We start from the raw sequence: 20,324 nt of genomic DNA on the forward strand, positions 1-20,324 counted from the left end.
GATTGCGCACAAGGGCGCTACACGAGTTGGAGAGGGCAGACTGAACTGATGCAACAAGCCGGTTGAAACCGCCGGAGCAGGAGAACCCGTCCGACCCCAGCACTTCGAGTGCGTGCAATTGGGAGGGACCTGACCCGCGCGAATGGCATCAGGGCCCGCGGCCATGCAAAGCCGCGCTGAAAGGCCGGACACATGGGCGCCACGACCAGCAAGCGCAGTGCAGAAATACCCTTGCCAACGGAGAGCCGTCCACACAGGGGTCGGAACCTAAAAGGCGGTTTTTTCCAGATCGCCAACATTTTCCGCCATTCAGCAACCGACGCCGTTGCTGACTGTCCGCAATCCATTAGGTTGGCGTCATGGGCTATGGTTATCGCACCACCACAACAATTGTTCTGCTCGCGACTTGCGTCGGCTGCAGGTCGCCAAGTACGAGCATATGTGACATGCCCCAAAATCGACATTTTTGGCAAGGCATGGAAGTTTCGTGGTGTGGCGAGATTATCGATGTAATGGCTCCACCGCATGGAGGCGGCATCTACTTCACCGATTACAGATGCGGTGAAGCTATCGAACTCGATCCTGACGTGGTTCCATTCCTTTATTCGTCAACGGATGAGCTGTCGGTCCACACCGCTGTTGCAGAATTTCATATCAGCGGTCGCTTGTCTTACCGAGACGGTCACGTGGTGCTTCGCCCTAAAGTCGCTTGAGCAAGCATCACCTTGGGCGGTCGACGAAGCCTTCGCTGCATATATGAAGAAGCGGCAGTTTACCCTGATCGAAAAGGGCATCATCCGAACCCCATCTGAATGACTGGAAGCCACCCCGTTGCGGGCGAATTCTTCAATCTTCATGGCCGCTAAAAGCGGCCATCGGACGTTGACCGACGGCCGCATCAGGAGTCAAATTTCCGTGCGCTCGGCGAGGATGAGCGCATCCTCAACGTCAACGCCCAGGTAACGTACAGTATTCTCAATCTTGGTGTGTCCCAACAAAATCTGCACTGCGCGCAAGTTGCCAGTCGCTCTGTAGATCATGGCAGCCTTTGTCCGCCGCATCGAATGTGTGCCATAATCCTCACGGCGTAAGCCGACCGCAGTCACCCATTCGTCGACAAGCCGTGCATATTGCCGAGTGCTCATCGGTCGACCATGATCGAACCTGCTTGGAAATACATAGTCGGCCAACGTCCCGCCACGGCGCTGGAGCCATGCCGCAAGGCTACTGCGAGCGTCAGCCGTGATCTCGAATTGCACTGGCAGGCCAGTCTTTTGCTGGATCACCATCGCGCGGTTTCGGATATCCGAGCCAGCAAGAAGATCGCCTGTCTTCAACTTCACGAGATCACAGCCGCGGAGCTTGCTGTCTATTGCAAGGTCGAACACGCCCGATCTCGCAATCGCTCTTCGCGATCAAGGAAGAATCGGATCGCCCAAATTTGCTTCTGGGTCAGGGGGCGCTTGGTGCCGACCGTCTTACCGGCATTCCATGCCGCACGGTTCTGCATGGATGGGTCAAGGTGTGAATAGGTCATGATGCTTCTCCATGGCCGAGAGTGGCCACGAAGTAGAACGGGTGGGACCTGCCATGCGTCGCGCGAAACCGGACCTTGCTATCGTCCTTCCAATGACTGCTTTTGGGAATGCCGTGCAAGGCGCTGGATGACCGGGATGGGGCGCGTTGCTGACATTCCGCTTTCCACCCAGCGAGTCACGCTTCGCAACCCGCGCATATCGTCGCGGTGGGTTCGGTAGCCGCCGCTCTCCCTTTGGTTTCGGAGCGGCGTCATTGGTGAGGAAATCGCGCCAGCATGCCTCGTGGTAGAGACCCGGCACGCCGCTTGGCGAGTGCGCATTCAGCGCTGTCCTACATGGCAGTGGGATGGCAACGTCGTCAGGTGTTCTCCATTATTCAGTCCTCGGCCGCAACAAGCGTTCCGCCCCCGCCCGAGTTCACATATGCGAACAAACCATGAACTTTGAGTCTGGAACTGACCCAGAATTGACGCTGATGGCCCCGCCCCGGATTTCCCTAGACCGTGTAAACCTCGTAAACCCCTCTTCGCATACATGAAGCAGCGCACCTCAACCAATGGGCAGTCTGCAACCTCTTGCCCCCCGCGCTGCATTCGCTAAGGACGACTCAACAAGCCGCGATGCACGCAATACAGGACAGAACGATGGCGACCTTCTCGCTCCCGAAGAACTCCACGATCACCGGCAAGGCCCGTCACCACGCGGCGGCCACCAACGGCAAGATCCGCAAGTTCAAGGTCTATCGTTACGATCCCGACAGCGGCGAGAACCCCCGCTATGACACGTTCGAGATCGATCTCGACCAGTGCGGCCCGATGGTGCTCGATGCGCTGATCAAGATGAAGGGTGAGCAGGATCCCACGCTCACCTTCCGCCGCTCCTGCCGCGAAGGCATCTGTGGCTCGTGCGCGATGAACATGAACGGCCGCAATGGCCTCGCCTGCACCACCGCGATCGAGGACCTTTCGGGCGAAATCCGCATCACTCCGCTGCCGCACATGGAAGTGATCAAGGATCTTGTCCCCGATTTCACCCACTTCTACGCGCAGTACGCCTCGATCCGTCCCTGGCTGCAAACCGTGTCGCCCACGCCCTCGGGCAAGGAGCGCCTGCAGAGCCCCGAACAGCGCGAGAAGCTCGACGGTCTATACGAATGCATCCTGTGCGCCTGCTGCAGCACCTCGTGCCCCAGCTACTGGTGGAATTCCGACAAGTTTCTTGGCCCGGCGATCCTTCTCCAGGCCTACCGCTGGCTCGCCGACAGCCGTGATGAAATGACCGGTGAGCGGCTCGACGAGCTGGAAGATCCCTTCCGCCTCTATCGCTGCCACACCATCATGAATTGCGCCAACGTGTGCCCGAAGGGTCTTTCGCCCGCGCGCGCAATCGCAGAGATCAAGAAGATGCAGGCCGAGCGCCTCGTCTGATCCGGTGACCGCGAAAGCCTTCCGTTACGAACCGGCCGAGGACCATCCCGGCTGGTTCACCTGGAACCTCACCGACGAGACCCGCTTCAACGCCCAGACCATGGGCCGCATGTTGACGCGGATTGAAGAGGGCGCAGACGGTGTCCGCCGCTGCCGCCTGCGGATGTTCCCCGAACGCCGTCATTCCAACCTGCTCGATGCGGTACACGGGGGCGTGACGCTCGCTCTGGTGGACATCGCCCTGTTCGCCGCGATGCGCACGTTGCTCGACGGTGATGCCGCCGGCTCCGTCACGCTCGACCTCTCCAGCCAGTTCATCGGTGCCGGACGGGTCGGCGAACCACTCGACGCAGTGACCGAGGTCCTGCGCGAAACCGGCCGCCTCGTCTTCCTGCGCGGTCTCGTCGTCCAGGGTGCCGACACGGTCGTTGCCTTCAACGGCACGATCCGCAAGCCGACCAGGCGATGACGTCAGTCCTCGCGCGCTACCGCGCCCTTGTCGCAGCAGGCGAACTGCGCCCCGATGCCGAACAGGCCGCCGCAGCCGCAAGGCTCGACGCACTTCAGCAGGAACTTGAAGCGCCCCCACGGTCGTCAGGCTTCTTCGGCAAGCTCTTTGGTGCAAGTCCCGCCCCAAGTCCGCGCGGGATCTACATGTGGGGTGGCGTCGGTCGCGGGAAATCGATGCTCATGGACCTGTTCCACGATAACCTTGCCATTGCCGCAAAGCGGCGCGCGCACTTTCATGAGTTCATGCTCGACGTTCACGCGCGGTTGCGCGAGGAGCGAAAGAAAGAAAGTGGCGACCCGATCCCCCCGGTGGCGGCTGCGATCGCCGAAGAGACCCGAGTGCTGTGCTTCGACGAAATGGTCGTGAACAACAGCGCCGATGCGATGATCATGAGCCGGCTATTCACGGCCCTGATCGCCGACCGCGGGGTCACTGTCGTCACCACATCGAACCGTGTGCCGAAGGACCTGTACAAGAACGGGCTAAATCGCGAGCACTTCCTCCCCTTCATCGCACTGATCGAAGCCCGGCTGGACGTGCAGACTCTGAACGGCCCTACAGACTACCGGCTCGAGCGCATGCAGGGCGTGGGCACATGGCATGTACCGGTAGGTCCGGAGTCGACGGCCAAGGTCCGGGAGGCCTTCTTCCGCCTGACCGATTACCCGCCCGAAGATAGCGAGCACGTCCCGTCCTGCGAACTTGATGTTGGCGGCGGGCGGACGATGCATGTGCCCAAGAACCTCAAGGGTGTTGGCGTGTTCAGCTTCAAGCGCCTGTGCGCGGAAGCGCGCGGAGCATCGGACTATCTTGCGATTGCCCGCAATTTCCACACGGTCATCATAGTCGCCATTCCGAGACTGGGAGCAGATCTGCGAAACGAGACATCGCGGTTCATCACGCTTATCGACGCACTCTACGAGCACAAGGTCAAGCTCATCGCGACAGCCGACGCGCAACCTGCCGACCTTTATGAGGGCAGCGGAAAGGGCGACGAAGATGGGCGGTTCATGTTCGATCGGACGGTCAGCCGCCTGATGGAAATGCAAAGCGAAGAGTACCTCGCTCTTGGCCATGGCCAAGACTGACCGAAAGCCTGGGCCCCGCACCATCATACAGGGTACGTTTTGCGTTGGGCCGCCGCTGACGAGACCTGTCAGAGCATAAAAACCGAATCGGCCCGGTCGAAACTATGCCTTCGCAGCCATAAGAAAAGGGCGATCGTGTTAACCACGAATCGCCCTTTCAAATTCTCGCTGGCGGTTTTGGAAGATCACGATGCCTTAGTCCGACATCGCTACTTCCTGCCAGAGAAAGCCCGGATTTCCTAAGATTTCCGGGCCCCGGGACTTAGCGGAAAATCCAGTCCCAAACGCTTCCGAGAAGATTCAGTGCCGATGCCATTAGTGCCTCCATTCACTTTTGGAGCCACTTGGTTAACATCGTTGTCAGTGGTTAACAACTTCTAAACGATACCAGTTTGAACATGTCCCATTTTGAGAAGTGTCTGACATAGGTCGGAAAACGGCTGGGGTCTGCCAAGGTGGTAACCTTGGCCGACGTCGCAACCCATCGAGGAAAGAAGCCGGAATGTGGCCTCATCCTCGATACCTTCGGCCACGACACTCTGGCCGAGAGCATGGGCCATCGTGATCGTGTTGCTGACAATCTTGTGGTCGCGATCATGGGAGAGGATGCGGGAAACGAACCGCCGGTCGAGCTTCAATTCGTCGCTTGGCAGGTCTGCAAGGTAGGCCAGACTGGCTTCGCCCGTGCCGAAATCATCGATCGAGAGCTTGAAGCCTCGGTCGCGCAAGCGCGAAAGATTGCTGACCGCGGCAGGCCGATTGCGAACGCTCGAGGTTTCGGTGACCTCGATGGTCATCTGGCGCGGATCGAAACCGCGACGCTGGACGATATCGAGGATGCTTGGCACGAGTTCGGCCTTGTCCACCATCTGCGCAGAGAGATTGATGCTCATCTGCAGCGGGAAACCCATCGTGTTGAGGGCAAGGCCTGCGGTGATCGCCTCGTTCAGAACCCAGTAGGTCAGTGCATCGATACGACCTGCGCGCTCGGCCTGAAGAATGAAAGCATCCGGCGCGATCGGTCCACGAGTCGGATGGCTCCAGCGAATCAGGGCTTCCACACCTGAGGGCCGGCGTGTCTTCATGTCCCACTGCGTCTGGTAGGCCAGCCAGATTTCGCCGTTGCGCAGACCTTCGTCAATGCGCGCATGCAACGACAGCTCCCACGATGCTTCGGCGAGCCGGTCGGCTTCGAAAAGTTCGACTGCGCGACCGCTAGCCATGGCATCGTTGGCGCTGGCGACGGCCGAATTGACGCGCGTCAGGGCATCGAGACCCTCGTTCCGGTCAAGCCCGAAATGAATGTTCGTATCGAACTTGTGCGAGCCGATCTCGAGCGGTGCCGAAAACAGTGCCCGCAGCCCCTCGAGATGGTCGAGCTGCATTTCGAGCGGCCGCGCTTCCTCGGTCCAGGCGAAGTGGCCGCCCTCGCCGTTGAAGACGGTCTCGATGCCTGAACCGACCGAGAGACGCCGGGCAATCTGCCTTGCGCATTCGCCGTGCAGATCCTTGGGCAGCGTCGCAAGTATCTCCTCGTAGCGGGCGATCACTGCGACGACGACATCGCAGCCAATATTGAGTTGTGACGCGCCGAGCGCCATCAGGTTCGGCAAACCCGAGGCATTTGTCAGTTGCTCACGCCTGATCCTGTGCTGCCACAGGCGCGAAAAGCCATAGATCATTGCGCAAAACAGTGCGGCGCTGGGTTGCAACGTGATTCCCACCGGTTCGGCGAGGAGCGGAAGCCCAGGGATCACAGCGAGCGAGAGGGCGTAGATTGCCGCCTTCCGGCGTTTGCGGCGCGCTCTGGAACCCGCCAGTATCAGCAGCCACGAAGCAACCAGGACCGGGATGCCGCCCAGATAGACGGCCATAGGCTTGCGCAGCGCTACGGCTCCTGCAATGTCGACCGCAATCGGCTCACGACGGCCACTGCCATAGTAGCCAATTGGCGGGACGGTCCCTTCCAGCGAAACGATTACCGTACGGCCCGTCAGGAGACCCGGGGTAAAGTTGCCCATCAGGATCGCGGAAGCCGGAACAGTCCTGATCGTGTCCGGGTCTACACGATTGTCAGGTACAAACTTGGCGAAAAGGCCATGCGGCACGCCCGCCAGGGTGCTCGCCAAGGTTGGATAGCGCTTGCCCGCCAGAGTTACCTCGTATGGCGAGGAAATCGCGTAATCGAAAAAATTGGTGTACCAGGAAGACACGACTATCGGCACGGACCCGGCGATTGCGGGAACGGGCATGTTGAAATCAGTCGATCGAAAGTCGGAGTCTTCGATGATAAAGCGCTTGTTGCGAACAACAAGCGCGGCATCACGGCCGAAATTGCCAATAGCTTCTAAAAGCTGGCGGTCTCCGTCGACATCCAGACCGAATTCTACCGGCGCATCAATAAAGACGCGGTACGGCATTTGTCGGCTGATCCCCGTCAGCACATCCGACAGCTTGCGACTTGAGACAACTGTTGTGTCGCGGGAACTGTCTGCGTGCCCGACTGAAACCACGACAATGTCGGCCGGCGCATCATACCGGTCCAACTTTGACCGCATGTTCCGAAAGCTGTGGTCCATCGGCGCAAACCAGTCGCCGACGCAGACGAGCAACGCCGGGATCAGCAGCGCTAGATACAGCGGTGAGCGCAGTTTCTTAAGCATAGACCCATTGGCGTTGTTCAACACCGAATTAGTCCGTAATGGTGAAGATCACCCTAACGCATCATCACGCCTAACGCGCAATCAACCAAGACGATCGAGCGATTTCTGCAACATGAGCAGTTGCCAGATGAGTCGGCTGTGATCGGCCCGGCCAGTCACATGTGCCTTGGCGAGCTTGTCAATGCGGGCAGCATCGAACCAGCCGGTCCGAGCCAATGTGCCGCTGGCCGAAAGAGCAAGCGTTTCGCCTGACAGCGGCCCGCGCAACCACTGGGCGATCGGAGTGACGAAACCCATCTTCGGGCGGAACAGCACGTCCTGCGGCAGATAGCGGCGCATGGTCTGCTTGATCAGCCATTTGCCCGTCGATCCCCTCACCCGCATCCGTTCCGGCAGACGCGCGCCGAATTCCACCAGGCGGTGGTCCAGCAGCGGTTCGCGCGCCTCGAGGCTGACCGCCATGCTCGCACGATCGACCTTGGTGAGGATATCGCCGGGCATGTAGAACTTCAGATCCGCGTATTGCGCACGGTCGAGCCCGGATCGCGCGGGCGCCTTGCGCATCACATCGTACAGGGGCTGTTCTGCCCGGTATTCTCCGCGCAATCGCAGAAAATCGTCGCTGTAGAGCGTTTCCCGCAGTTCCGGTGCCGTCACCGCGAGCGCCCGGGCATAACCTTCCTCTCCAGACCCCGCGAGGCTGAGCAGCGTGGTCTTCGCCCGCAGCGGACGCGGCGCCCAATCGGCTTTCGGCCAGATACGGCCAAGGCCACCCAGCAACTGGCCGCGCAGGGCAGGAGGAAGCAAGCCGCGCACCTGTTCCTCGCGATGCTGGAAGACCTGGCGGCGATAGCCGGCGAAGGCCTCGTCCGCCCCGTCACCCGACAGGGCGACAGTAACGTGTTCACGGGCCAGTTCACACACGCGATAGGTCGGCAAGGCCGACGCATCGGCAAATGGCTCGTCGAACATGCCGGCAAGCCGATCGGCCAGCGCGAAATCATCGGGCGAGACGGTGCGCTTCGAATGGTCGGTACCGAATTGCGCAGCGATGCGATCGGCATAGGCCGTCTCATCGAGTGCGGCGACATCAAAGCCGATGGAACAGGTCTTGACCGGGTTGCTGCTCGCCTCGGCCATGAGCGCCACCACGCTGGAACTATCCACACCACCCGAAAGAAACGCACCGAGCGGCACGTCTGATACCATGCGCGAGGTGACAGCCTCGCGCATGTGGTGAAGCAAGTGCGCGCCAAGGTCGTCGGCATTGCCGTTCTCGCGTTCGGCAAAGCTGATGTCCCACCATTGCACCGGCGCCGGCGCAGGCGCATCGGCCCTCAGCAACTGGTAATGACCGGCAGGCAGCTTTTCGACACCGCGCAGGATGGAGCGGTGGTCAGGGACATAGCCCCAGGCGAGATAGTCTTCCACCGCCAGCGGATCGATTTCCCGGCGCAGAGAGGGGTGGGTCAGCAGGGCCTTGAGTTCAGAGCCGAAGATCACCGCTCCATCGGCAAGACGAGCGGTGAACAGCGGCTTCACGCCAAAACGGTCCCTCGCCAGCAGCGTGGTGCGCTGGCGCAGGTCGTGCAGCGCGAAGGCGAACATGCCGTGGAGGCGCGGCAGGCAGGCGGTGCCCCAATGACGCCAGGCCTGAAGAATGACCTCGGTGTCGCCATCGGTGCGAAACTGTGCGCCCAGATCCTGAAGTTCGCGGCGCAATGCCTTGTAATTGTAGATTTCGCCATTGAAGACGATCACTGCATCGCCCTCGCCCGCCATCATCGGCTGGGGCGATCCGGCAAGGTCGATGATCGACAGGCGGCGATGGCCAAGGCCTACACCCGGCGCTGTCCAGACACCCTCGCCATCAGGCCCGCGGTGGGCGATCGCATCGCACATCCGACGGATCCGGTCGGGATCGACGGGTTTGAAACCCTCGGTATGGACGATTCCGGCTATCCCGCACATGGCCTTGCCCTAGCGGCCCGAACCCGCGCGGTCCATCCACGCATCGAGCGGCCCGGCAGCGGCAGCGAAGGCGCGCAGGGATTGTTCGGCAGAGGGCTGGCCTGCGATTTCGTCCTCGGACGAAAGGATCAGCGCAGCCGTGGTCCGCTCACGCAGCAGCAGTCGATCCAGAATATTCTGCAATTTCAGATGACTGTTGCTGCCCGTGAAGAGATTGCCCGAACGGTAGAATGTCTCCGATTGGCGATGGACCGGTCCTGCCGTCTGGATCCGATCGGCGTGACCCCCCGCAATCGGCGCTGGCGATCGCTCCCACGCCCAGCCGGAATTGACCGGCAGCGCGCCTTGCCCGAAGCCGCCGGCTTCATGGCCCTCGGATTGCGCGGAATAGAGCGCGTAGGAGACATCGACGGTATGGCCAGAGGCATCGCGAAAGCGGCCGAGCAGGACGTGCGAGGCTCCGTCATGCAACGGCCGCCACGGCGCAAGGGGGCGGTAGTCGACCTGTTGCCAGCCGCGCACTTGCGGAAAGGCAATCCGTGCCGGGACACTTGCCTCAAGCCGGTTGGCCCACGCGCCCCAGCCAAGAAACAGCGCAGCTAGCATGGCCATCGCCAGAAGCGCGGATGCGGGCCGGATCGCGCCGCGCGACAAGCGTTGCAGCCACGGGCTTGCAGCGATGGCAGCAACGTCGATCATGCGATCATCGATGGCGCGATCGAACCAGCGCCACGCCACGCCCATTACCAGCGCCATGACCACGGCAAAGAATATCCAGCCATAGAAGATGTGGTCGAAGCCCGATGCAAATTCGATGCCGTGAAACTCGGCAATGAAGATCGTGCCCCAGGCGCGCACGCCGTTGGCCAGAATGGGCGTGATGACGCTGAGCGCCATGAAAAGGGCGCGGCGCGGCCAGGACCGAAAGCACACATTGGCGACGAGCGCTCCATAGGCGATCATCGCGATCAGGAACTTTACCCCCGAGCAGGCCTCGGCCACCTCGAAATAGCCCCCCGGCGTGGTGATGAAGACACCTTCGATATGGGCGGGCACGCCTGACAGGTCGAGCAGCACCATCGTGATCTTTGCGGTGACCGTCTGCAACGACGGGATCAATTCGTCACCCGCCGGAACCAGAAACAGCATGTAGGCCAGCGGAAAGAGCAGTGCAGCGCTGGCTCGCGGCCCGAGCAGGGTCAGCGCGCTCGCCTGTGCCATGAGAACCACCCCAAGCTGCGTGGCGAGAGACAAACCCGCGAAATCGCCAAGCAGCCACAGGAAGGCCGCGCCAGCGAACAGCACCAGGCCAGGCCACCAGCCATGGGGGTCGATCTTCATCACCTCGCGCCAGCGCAGCGAGATCAGCCAGCCTAGTATGAAGGGGATGAGCAACACGTGATTGTAGGTCGAACTGTCCCACCACTGGCCGAACATCGCTTGCCAGTCCGATGCAAACAGCACGATGTTGCCGACCCAGGCTATCGCCAGCAGCGCAACTGTCCTGCGCCAGGCATCCGGCAGGGCGTGCCATGCCGCACCGAGCGGCGCCTTGAGGGCAAAATCACGCGGCGACACGAGGAGCCTCGGGTCCGTTCAGGCCAAGCAGCGCGGCAAGCGGCGCAAGTACCCCCTGCCAGCCGCAGCTGCGGACGACGAATGCGCGCGCGGAATGGCCGATCGTTGCAGCGCGAACCTTGTCGTGCAGCAGGCTCAACGCCGTCCTGGCGAGAGCCTCGGCGCCATCGGCCACCACAAGGTCCTGCCCGTCGCGCGCCGCGATGCCCGTTGCCGCCTGCGGCGTTGCGAGAACCGGGCGCGCCATCGCCATGGCTTCGAGAACCTTGTTCTGCACGCCGCGCGCGATGGTCAGGGGCGCAACGACAAGGTCCGCTCCGGCAAGCCACGGACGCACGTCGATGACAGCCCCGGTGACGCGGGTACCGTGCAGGCCTTCGAGAGCCTTGACCGCAAGGGTCGGCGCACGGCCCACGATGTTGAAGCGGGCGTGCGGAAAGGTAGCGCGGACGTGCGGCATCACCTGGCGGGCAAACATGTCGACAGCGGCGATATTGGGAGGATAGTCCATTTGCCCGGTGAAGGTCAGCTGCGGCCCCTCGCCCTCCATTTCCTGAGCCGGTGGCAGGCCTTCAGGATCGTAGAACTCCGTGTCGATACCGTTGCACAAGGCCAGAATGCGCGGGACAGGCCCACGTGACAGACGCTCGCGGAACAGCGCGGCTTCCTCGGGCGTGACGAGCAGGCTGGCAGTGGACGCCCGCGCGACGGTGCCCTCGAACTGGGAAAGCAGGCGCGCCTCGCGCACGTAGAGCCGGTTCAGCGGGAAGCGGGCTTGTGCGGCATAGGCTTCGAACTTGGCCGAATCGACATCGACGAAATCCATCACGACCCGGCCCGTGAAGTCTTGCGGCACATACTGCGCCATCTGACCCGAGAAGACGTAGATCGCGCTGACCGGTCGCTCCGCAAGCGTCCGGGCGACCCAGCCGGCAATGGCATTGTCGCGAAAGGCGGTGAGGCTGACGGGCTTGCCGCTCGCCAGAGCTTCAAGCCCTGCAACCTTCAACGACTTGTCCCGCCGCACCAGACAATGCGAGGCAGCCACGGCGGCAAGGTCCGGCTCATGGCCGAGGTCGCCCTCGTCATCGGCAAAGCAGGCAACGTGAACCGGGGCGAGCGTCGCGATGTGGCGCAGCACGTGGCACGAGCGGATCTTGTCGCCGCGATCAGGCGGGAAAGGGATGCGATGCGCGAGGAACAGGACTTCGCTCATGCCAGCCCTTGCGCGATCAAGGGGCCGATGCGGTTGGTGATCCCGAGTGGCAGCTTTTGCCAAAGCGCGATCTTGGCCTTGTAGCGCGGGCTCAGCGGATTGACGTCACGCGGGGCCTGTCCGTCCGCGGTCCAGTGCGCGTAGGACAGCGGCTCCGGTTCGAAGCCCCAGTTGCGCTTGAAGTGGTAAGCGCCGGTATCGACCTTGGACCGGCCGAAATCGAAGCGGTCACAACCGCGCTTCCGGGCATGGTTCATCAGCGCGTAGTACATCACATCGTTGGCGCGCATCGCCCGCGCCGCGAACACCCCGCCGCCCCAGTACGGCATGACAGCACCGCGATGGTAAAGGCTGAGCACCGATGCCAGCGGCCTGCCGTCGTCGCATACAGTCAGGATATCGGCATCATCGCCGAACGCTTCCAGCACGGCGTCGAACAGACCCTGCGGGAATACCGGTGTCCCGAGATTGCGCACGGACTCGGCATAGACGGCGTAGTGCATGGCACGGTCTTCGGCGGACCGGCCCGTGCACACCTTCATCCCGTGCCCCAGTCCCCGCCTCACTTCGGCGCGTTGCTTGCGCGGGATGGCGAGCAACTGTGCCTCGTCGTCGGCGGCAAGCTTGGTGACGAATCCAGCGTGGCTGTCTGTCTTCACATGCCAGCCATCACCTGCCGGCAGATGACCGCCGCGCAGCTCGACGGACGGACAGTTCAACCTTTTCGCCAGCTCCTGCGCGGCTGCAAAGAGCTGGGCATCGGCTGTCCCGACGGTGCCGCCACCCACCCCGAACCCTGTCGAGACCAGCGCACGACCGAAAAGCGGCGAATGGACTTCATGCAAAGGCAGGACTGCGCCGATATGGCCGTCGCGCTCGGACAGCAGCACATGCGCCTTGTGCCCGGTCGATGCTTCGACCGCGCCCAGCCATTCCAGCCGATGAAAGGCGGTGCTTTCGGGATGGGCATTCAGGAACTGCGCTATTGCCGGGCGGTCTCCCGGATCGGCAAGGCGCGTCACGGCCCGCGCCGGCACGAACGGGGCGTTCATGCCGCCCGCGCCGACGGCGTTCGAGCCGCCTCGATCGCTGCCACCTCGTCCATCCGGCCCCAGCGGAACTCGCGCACCAGACGTCCCAGCTTTGCCGCCATGACATCGAGATTGGTATAGTGACGCAGCCGCGACTTGAGCGGTGCGACAGGCGGGCGCGGCTGGTCGGGATCGATTTCCCATGGGTGGAAATAGAACGCGGCGGGACGGCCCTCGCGCTCGTTCACCTGGCGGATCGCCCAGCGCGAGACGGCATAGGGCAGAAGGCGGAAGAACCCGCCGCCGCCTGCCGCCATGCGCCGCCCGGCAACCTCGGCAGTGGTAACCGGTATCTCGAGCAGTTCTGCCCCCGTCACCGGACGGAAGGCAAAGCGCGGGGCCTCGCGCCAGCCGTAGTGGTCGTGCACGATCGGCGCGACCGAGGAGGAATAAGCATAACCGTGCTCGGCCAGCACTTCGTGCGCCCAAGGCGTGCGCGCATCGATGGAGAAGCTCGGCGCGCGGTAGCCGATGACGCGGGCCCCGGTCACGTCTTCCAGCACCCGGCGTGCGCGCTCGATGTCGGCTGCGAAGGCTTCTCGCCCAAGCGTGAAGACGCGGGCATGATCCCAGCCGTGGCTGGCGATTTCGTGGCCTTCAGCTGCAATGCGGCGCATCATCGCGGGATAGCGCTCTGCCACCCAGCCGAGCGTGAAGAACGTCGCCTTGACCCCGGCCTCGTCGAACAGCGCCAGGATCTCGGCGCAATTGCGCTCGACCCGGCAGGTCAGGCCGTCCCAGTCCTTGCGGTCGATCACGGTCTCGAACGCGCCGACCTGGAACCAGTCCTCCACGTCGACCGAAAGGCCGTTCAGCACCCCAGACGGCGCGGCCATGCTATCTTCCCTTCTTGCGGCGCTCAGGCAGCGGCGCGGTGAAAGTCTTCGGTCTCGATCCACTCGATCAGCATGGTCAGCGTGTGGCGGATCGCCTGCTCCTGCTCGGCCGTGCGCGATTCGAGCGCGGCTATGCGGCGCTGCGCTTCGGCAAAGGCGGCCTGCAGGGCCGATGCATCGTCGCACCCTTCGAGCGCGGCGATGCGGCTGTGGGCATCCTCGAGCTGCGACGACAGATCGACCTGCGGCACTGCGGCGCCTTCGCGCTCTTCAAGCGCTGCGATGCGCCGGCCGGCTTCTTCGAGTTGTGCGGCCAGATCGAAGTCGGGCACCGGAGCGACCGGCGCGGCGCGCATGTCGGCCAATTCGATGATCGCCTGCTGCAGTTCCGCAATCTGTTCGTCACGCGCGGCAAGCTCGGCACGCCAGGCCGAATCGTCGGCGGGCACGGGCGCTGCGACGAAGGCCTGCACCGGCGCTTCGGCCTGGGGCAGTTCCACCTGCGGCGCCTCTGCTGCCGGCACCGGCGTGACCGCAGGCGCGGCGTTCATGGCTCCATCGCCGGCAAGGTCGTTCAGCACGGCCTGCAGCATCTGCGCATCGAGATGGTCGCGCTGCTCGACCGCGCCCATCAGCATGAGGCGGTTGACGATCTGGTTCACGCGGCGCGGCACGCCGCCAGTGGCCTTGGCAAGGTCGGCATAGACCCGCGCATCGAACTGCGGACGGCCCTGACAGCCGACCAGCGCCAGGCGATGCTCGATATAGGCACCCACCTCGGCCGGCTCCATCGCCTCGAGATGATGCGAGGCAATGACCCGCTGACGCAGCTGCTCAAGCTCGCTCGACGTCTGCAGAAGGGTGCGAAACTCGGGCTGTCCCAGCAAGAGAATCTGCAGCAGCGGATGGGCTCCCAACTGGAAGTTGGAGAGCATGCGCAATTCCTCGAGCGCCTCGACCGAAAGGTTCTGCGCCTCGTCGACCACCAGCAGGCAGCGCCGCCCCTCACGCGCTTCGTGGTGAAGGAAGGCCTCGATCTGAGCGAGTGCCGTGGCCTTGTCGTGCCCGGCAACTTCGAGCCCGAAAGTGCGCGCGGCTACGTGGATCAGTTCCTCGCCATCGAGCGCGGATGTTACGATCTGCGCCGCAGTCAGCCGCTGACGATCGACCTTTGCCATGAGATGGGCAGCCAGCGTCGACTTGCCTGCGCCGACCTCGCCGGTGATGACGATGAAGCCCTCGCCCTGTGCCAGCCCGTAGCCGAGGTAGGAGAGCGCCTTGCGGTGAGTCGCGCTCTCGAAATAGAAGCGCGCATCGGGCGTCAGCTGGAACGGGCGGCCCTTGAGGCCATAGAATTCATCGTACATCGCAGCCGTCTCCGGGCATCAGAAGGAATAGCGCAGGCCAACCAGGCCAGATGCAACTATCTCATCTTCAATCACTTTACGGTTAACACTATCCAAACCGACCGCTGCGGTTGCCACGAGGCGATCAGTCAGGTTACGGAACAGCGCAGCGTTGGCGCCAATCGTTGTCACGTCGTTGAGGTCGCTCGCGCCCGACTGGAACCAGGCCGCATAGGTGGAAATGGTGAAGCTGGAACGACGATCGATCGGGCCGCTCAGCCCTGCATCGACGTAATAGCTTTCATCCACCAGTCCGTTGGCAAGGCCCAGCACCGAATCTTGGCGGGCGATGAACTTGCGGCGCATGTAGCCTGCGCCGATTCCTGCCTGCAGCCGTCCGATCTGACGAGCGTACGTGGCGTTGACGCCGCGCGCGCGGAACACCGAAGACGAAACCGATGACAGCGCATTGTTTACGCACCCGCCGCTTTGCGATCCGATGGCACAACCGCTGATCTGGCCGTTAAATGGATCGCGGGTAACTTGGAAGTCGGTCGGCAGATCGCGCAGCGCACGCGTCACCTGACCGCCGAAACCCGAGACATTGTCGAATGCGGCAATGCTCAGCGAACTGCGCGGATCGGGATTGTACGAGAAGCTGCCGTAATAGGTCGTGCTGTCATAACGGCGCCCGACGAAGGCCGACAACGCGGTGCGGCGGCTGGGGCGCCACATCACGCCTGCGTCCCAGGTCAGGCCATCGGTCTCATAGGCGAGTCGGCGCGGTTGCGACTTGTCGGTAACGAAGCGGCCATCGCTGCCGATGATCGGTACGCCATTGGCATCACGGGCCGCATCGCGCGAGGAAACCTCGACGTCCTCGTAGCCGACTGCGCCGACCAATGCGACGCTTGAACTGACCGGCAGCGTCACCTGCACCCCGCCGCGCGCATCACGCACGCGCTGGTCGAGGTTGGAGATGTCTTCCTGCAGGAACGAGCCCGAAGCGGTGATGCCGACTGGAAGCACGGTTCCCGGCGCGATGCCGGCCGAAACCTGCGCCGATTGCGCGATAGAATCGTCGAACACGTCAGCCAGGGGCCGCGTCGCCGTGACCGGGGTGCCGCCCTTCTGGTCGACGCGCGTATAGCCCAGCAGATAGGATCCGGAGAGGGCGACATCGCCGACGTGAGTAGAGACCGCCGGCCCTGCATAGACCGAGTAGACCTGGCTGACCGCATCGTCGGTGGCGATGGCATTGAGTGCCGATGCGCCCCCATTCTCGATGCGGGTGCGCGCGGCCAGCGCACCGGCTTCGACCGAGAGCGTGCGCGGTATCAGGTCATGCTTGACCCGTGCGAGGCCCGAAAGCGTATCGCCATCGGCTACGCGGTTGGATTGCGATATGCGCCGCTCGTAGCGCACGGAAACCGCGCCTTGCGTATGGCGGCCGTTGAGCGTGGCATCGACGCCGGCGGCAAGCGAGGAATACGTCAGCACGTCGTCGCCGGGGGACAGTTCCCACAGCACGTTCTGCACGGCCTCGATATAGGGCCGGACCGTCACACGCGGACCGCCACCGGCCCCGCGCGTGGACAAGCCGCGTGAGGCCGCTGGCTTTTCCGCCGGCGCGTCGGCGCCCACGTCCTCGTAGGAAAGCGATTGCGCGTGAACCGGGCCAACGGCAAGCATTGCGCTCGCCAACACCAGAGTGCGCAGAGGAAGAGCCGTTCTGGTCATTCCTTGTATCCGTAATAGGTGCCGAAGCGGCGGCCCGTGGTGGAAAAGCGGGTACCGTTGAGCAGGAGCTTGATGTCCGCGCAGGCGCCCAGAAGCCCGACGGCGTCGCGCAGCGCAGCCTCGCCGGTCATGTCGGCGCGCACGACGACAACGGTCTGGCCCACGTGGTTGGCAAGAACGATGGCCGGCGATGCTGCCAGCACCGGCGGGGAGTCGAAGATGACGATGCGGTTCGGGGCATTGGCGGTGAGCCGCGCAAGCACGTCTTCCGTTCGCGCAGACGCGAGATATTCGGTATCGGAACCGGTCGCGTTGCCCGCTGGCAGGACATAAAGCCCGGCAACATCGGTGCCGATCACGCAATCCTCGACGTTTAGCGCAGGATCGGCCAGCGCGTCCATCAGGCCCTTGCCGCCAGGCAGTCCCAGCGTCGATAGCACCGAGGGCTTGGCGAAATCGGCATCGACGAGCAGGACTTCGTTGTCCTTCTCAGCCGCGATCGACAGGGCCAGGTTCACCGCGCAAAAGGTCTTGCCCTCGCCCGGATGCGCCGAGGCTATCAGGATGCGCTTGGCCACAGCATCGGCCGATTCCGCTGCCGTGCGGAGCAACTGCCGCTTGACGATGCGGAACTCCTCAAGCGTGCCGGTGACGGCGCTCTCAGGCTCGATCAGGCATTGCTCGCGCAGATGGGCGCGGTCGATCTTGTGACGCGGTCCGGCAAAAGGCCTTGCCGCAGGCGCAGGCGATGGTTCTTCCCGCGGAGACTCGACTACCGCGGCGGCGACTGGCCTTGGCGCTGCCACCGGGGCAATCGTGGGCTGCGGCGCAGGCGGCAGGTCAGGCAAGACCGGTCGCGTCAGGGTACGAAAATCGAAGCTGCCCGAGGCGCGCTCGATCAGCGAGGGTCCGGTGGACTTCCCGAATTCGGGCGGAAGGGGGATCTTGCTCTGATCGGTCATGCCAAGTCTCCCTCAGGCCACCATGCCGCGCTTCAGCATCTCGACGCCGAGCAGGACGAACAGCACCACGAACAGACCGGCCACGCCGCCTGCGAACCACTTGAGGCGGCGCATCCGCTCTGCGCGGGCGGCGCGCGTGATGGCCTCGGATATGCCGCCCAGCACCGGCAGCCCGGTCGACCGCTCAAGCTGGCCGGTGGTCGAATAGGCGGACTTGAGCTGCGCCAGGGCGAAGGCTCCGGCCGCACCCGCGCCCATCCCGACAACGAGCACCAGCAACAGCAACAGCGGGCGATTGGGGGCAGCAGGCCCACGCGGGGTTGTCGGCGGGTCGATCACCTCGAACTTCACCGCGTCGCGTTCGGTCTCCACCTGCCCGCGCAGCCGCAGCTGTTCGCGATCGCGCAGGAGCTTGTCGTACTGTTCCTTGAGCACATCGTAATCGCGGTTGATGCGCGCAGCCTCGGCGGCCACGGTCGGCTCGCTGTATTGCTGTGCCGAAAGCTGGGCGATCTCGGCCTGGAGCGAACCCTTGCGCGATTGCAGCGCCACAAGGCTCGCCTCGCGATCGGCCTTGATCGAGATGAGCGAGCTGTAGGCCGGGTTCGGCGCGCCGCCGCCACCGCCCTCGCCCGCCGCCGACTTCTGCAGCGCAGCGATCTGCGCCTTGGCAGAGATCACGTCGGGATGGCTGTCCGTCAGGCCGCGAGCCCGCATGCCGGAAAGGTCCGACTGCGCCTGGGCAAGCGCGCCCTTGGCACCGCCGGCAACGCCCGGGATGGCGATCGTCTGCGGGGTTCCGGCAAGCTGGCCATTGATCGAGGCCAGAGCCGATTGCGCCGCCAGCAGGTTCGATTCGACATCGCGCATCTGCGTGCGTGCCGCTTCCAGCTTGGTGGTGAGCGAGCCAGCACCGGGGATGAAGCCGGCATTCTTGGCCTCGAATTCGGTGCGCTTGAGTTCGGCCGCTTCGAGCGCCTTTTTCCGGTCGCCGAGCTGCTGGTCCATGAAGGCCAGCGTATCGGTCATCTCGCCGCGTCCACCGGCAAGGTTTTCCTCGCGGAAGATGTCGATCATCTTCTGCACGATGTCCTGCGCCAGCTTGGCGTTCTCGGCATCGTTGCGACCACCGCCGCCGGCAGTGCCGGAGATCTCGAAAAGGTTGTCCTGCTGGCTGACGACCGCGACGTTCTTGCCCAGCGCAGCAACCGCGCCCTGCATGTCCTTGTCGGACGTCACCTTGTCGCCAAGGCGCGTGGCGCGAATCACCTTCTCGAGGTTGACCGCGCTGGTCAGCGTCTGGCGCACGCGTTCGATGTCACGCTTGCGATCGCCGCCGATGCCGATCTGGTCGGCCAGCACGTCATCGATCTGCACGAAGATGCGGGCCTTCGATTCGTAGCTGTTGGGCACCATCGCCACCACCAGCCACCCGGCAAGACACACCGCCCAGGCAATGCCCAGGGCAATCCAGCGCCGGTGCCACACACCGTGCAGCGCGATGCGGATTTCCTCGTAAAGGCTGGTCATGGCCGTCGTGTCCCCCGCCCGCTGCTCAGAACGTGCTCTCGGGGATGATGATCACATCACCCGGCATCAGCAGGACGTTGGCCTTGGTGTCGCCCTTGCGCAGCAGATCGCCGATGCGCACCGCATACTCCTTCTGCGCGCCCGACTGCTTGTCGAACCGGACGAGACGGGCCTTGTTGCCGGCCGCATATTCGGAAAGCCCGCCCACCGCGATCATCGCGTCAAGCAAGGTCATGTTGGCGCGGAACGGGATCGATGCCGGCTTTTCGGTCGCGCCGACGATGCGCACCTGCTGGCTGAAGGTCCCGGCAAACTTGTTGACGATGACCGAGACGATCGGCTCCTGGATGTATTGCGACAGCTGGAGCTTGATGTCCTCGGCCAGCATCGAAGGCGTCTTGCCCACGGCTGGCATGTCGGTGATCAGCGGGGTGGTGATGCGGCCGTCGGGCCGCACCTGCACGCTCGCGCCCAGTTCCGGATTGCGCCAGACGAACACGGTCAGCTCGTCGAGCGGGCCGATCACGTATTCCTCGCCCGGTCCTTCCTGCAGCGCCACGAACGAGGCGGGCGGCAGTTGCTGCCCGCCGCCGACACCGCCACATCCCGACAGTGCCAGGCTCAGTATCGCCGTGCCGGCAAGCATACGGGTAAGGCGCGATTTGAACGGCATGAACGGTCCTTCCTGTGCGGCCATGCTTCCGTCCCGCCCGAGGGCTGTGGCGCGCAAGGTCCCGCAATTCACCGCTGGCTATCGCCAAAAAGGGTGAAGATTGCGTTAGCCTTGATTGCTTGGGGGCATGACGCCAAGCGGCCATTCGCCACCG

The 20,324-nt window shown here is 63.4% G+C and carries 15 protein-coding genes and 1 pseudogene; 4 read left to right on the plus strand and 12 right to left on the minus strand.

Annotated elements, in window-relative coordinates; translation table 11 throughout:
• Positions 1–525: 525 nt before the first annotated feature.
• Entirely contained in the window at positions 526–816 is a 291-nt protein-coding gene (locus B9A23_RS15430) for a hypothetical protein (protein WP_139797505.1), read from the plus strand.
• Between the two features lie 89 nt (positions 817–905).
• Here the strand turns inward: B9A23_RS15430 and B9A23_RS15435 are convergent.
• Positions 906–1,537, minus strand: a pseudogene (locus B9A23_RS15435) (tyrosine-type recombinase/integrase).
• A gap of 645 nt (positions 1,538–2,182) precedes the next feature.
• Between B9A23_RS15435 and B9A23_RS15440 the strand changes: the two are divergent.
• The 3 genes from B9A23_RS15440 to zapE are packed head-to-tail and all read left to right on the plus strand — an operon-like array spanning position 2,183 to position 4,564.
• Positions 2,183–2,965 carry a succinate dehydrogenase iron-sulfur subunit gene (locus B9A23_RS15440; protein ID WP_084279995.1) on the plus strand — a complete coding sequence of 261 codons (783 nt, stop codon included), beginning with the start codon at positions 2,183–2,185 and terminating at the stop codon, positions 2,963–2,965.
• 4 nt (positions 2,966–2,969) lie between these two features.
• Positions 2,970–3,434, plus strand: a complete 465-nt coding sequence (locus B9A23_RS15445) for a PaaI family thioesterase (RefSeq protein ID WP_084279996.1) — start codon at positions 2,970–2,972, stop codon at positions 3,432–3,434.
• Complete coding sequence (gene zapE, locus B9A23_RS15450) at positions 3,431–4,564, plus strand: cell division protein ZapE (RefSeq protein ID WP_084279997.1); 1,134 nt, start codon at positions 3,431–3,433, stop codon at positions 4,562–4,564. The genes B9A23_RS15445 and zapE overlap by 4 nt, the downstream gene beginning before the upstream one ends.
• 377 nt (positions 4,565–4,941) lie before the next feature.
• Here zapE and B9A23_RS23345 read toward each other — a convergent pair whose 3' ends face one another.
• From B9A23_RS23345 to B9A23_RS15505, 11 genes are all read right to left on the minus strand, one after another.
• On the minus strand, positions 4,942–7,227 hold the full coding sequence (locus tag B9A23_RS23345; RefSeq protein WP_254895144.1) for an EAL domain-containing protein: 2,286 nt from the start codon (positions 7,225–7,227) through the stop codon (positions 4,942–4,944).
• An 81-nt stretch (positions 7,228–7,308) separates the two neighbouring features.
• Positions 7,309–9,198, minus strand: coding sequence for an XrtA/PEP-CTERM system amidotransferase (locus B9A23_RS15460; protein WP_084279998.1), 1,890 nt, complete (start codon positions 9,196–9,198; stop codon positions 7,309–7,311).
• A 9-nt stretch (positions 9,199–9,207) separates the two neighbouring features.
• Positions 9,208–10,776, minus strand: coding sequence for an exosortase A (xrtA, locus tag B9A23_RS15465; RefSeq protein WP_084279999.1), 1,569 nt, complete (start codon positions 10,774–10,776; stop codon positions 9,208–9,210).
• On the minus strand, positions 10,763–11,992 hold the full coding sequence (locus B9A23_RS15470) for a TIGR03087 family PEP-CTERM/XrtA system glycosyltransferase (RefSeq protein WP_084280000.1): 1,230 nt from the start codon (positions 11,990–11,992) through the stop codon (positions 10,763–10,765). The genes xrtA and B9A23_RS15470 overlap by 14 nt, the downstream gene beginning before the upstream one ends.
• Positions 11,989–13,044, minus strand: coding sequence for a FemAB family XrtA/PEP-CTERM system-associated protein (locus tag B9A23_RS15475; protein ID WP_084280001.1), 1,056 nt, complete (start codon positions 13,042–13,044; stop codon positions 11,989–11,991). Before B9A23_RS15475 ends, B9A23_RS15470 begins: the two co-directional genes overlap by 4 nt.
• Positions 13,041–13,919, minus strand: a complete 879-nt coding sequence (locus tag B9A23_RS15480) for an XrtA system polysaccharide deacetylase (protein WP_084280002.1) — start codon at positions 13,917–13,919, stop codon at positions 13,041–13,043. The genes B9A23_RS15475 and B9A23_RS15480 overlap by 4 nt, the downstream gene beginning before the upstream one ends.
• Before the next feature lie 23 nt (positions 13,920–13,942).
• Entirely contained in the window at positions 13,943–15,286 is a 1,344-nt protein-coding gene (locus tag B9A23_RS15485) for an XrtA/PEP-CTERM system-associated ATPase (protein ID WP_084280003.1), read from the minus strand.
• Between the two features lie 18 nt (positions 15,287–15,304).
• Positions 15,305–17,005: a preprotein translocase subunit YajC gene (locus tag B9A23_RS15490; RefSeq protein WP_084280004.1), complete on the minus strand. Its 1,701-nt coding sequence runs from the start codon at positions 17,003–17,005 to the stop codon at positions 15,305–15,307.
• The gene (locus B9A23_RS15495; protein ID WP_084280005.1) at positions 17,002–17,967 is read right to left on the minus strand and encodes an AAA family ATPase; all 966 of its coding nucleotides are present in this window, start codon (positions 17,965–17,967) and stop codon (positions 17,002–17,004) included. The genes B9A23_RS15490 and B9A23_RS15495 overlap by 4 nt, the downstream gene beginning before the upstream one ends.
• Positions 17,968–17,979: 12 nt before the next feature.
• Positions 17,980–19,497, minus strand: a complete 1,518-nt coding sequence (locus B9A23_RS15500; RefSeq protein ID WP_084280006.1) for an XrtA system polysaccharide chain length determinant — start codon at positions 19,495–19,497, stop codon at positions 17,980–17,982.
• Positions 19,498–19,522: 25 nt separating this feature from the next.
• Entirely contained in the window at positions 19,523–20,170 is a 648-nt protein-coding gene (locus tag B9A23_RS15505; protein WP_084280071.1) for an XrtA/PEP-CTERM system exopolysaccharide export protein, read from the minus strand.
• Positions 20,171–20,324: the final 154 nt, after the last annotated feature.

It is taken from the genome of Novosphingobium sp. B1 (assembly GCF_900176395.1).
In the GTDB taxonomy this organism is placed as follows: Bacteria; Pseudomonadota; Alphaproteobacteria; order Sphingomonadales; family Sphingomonadaceae; genus Novosphingobium.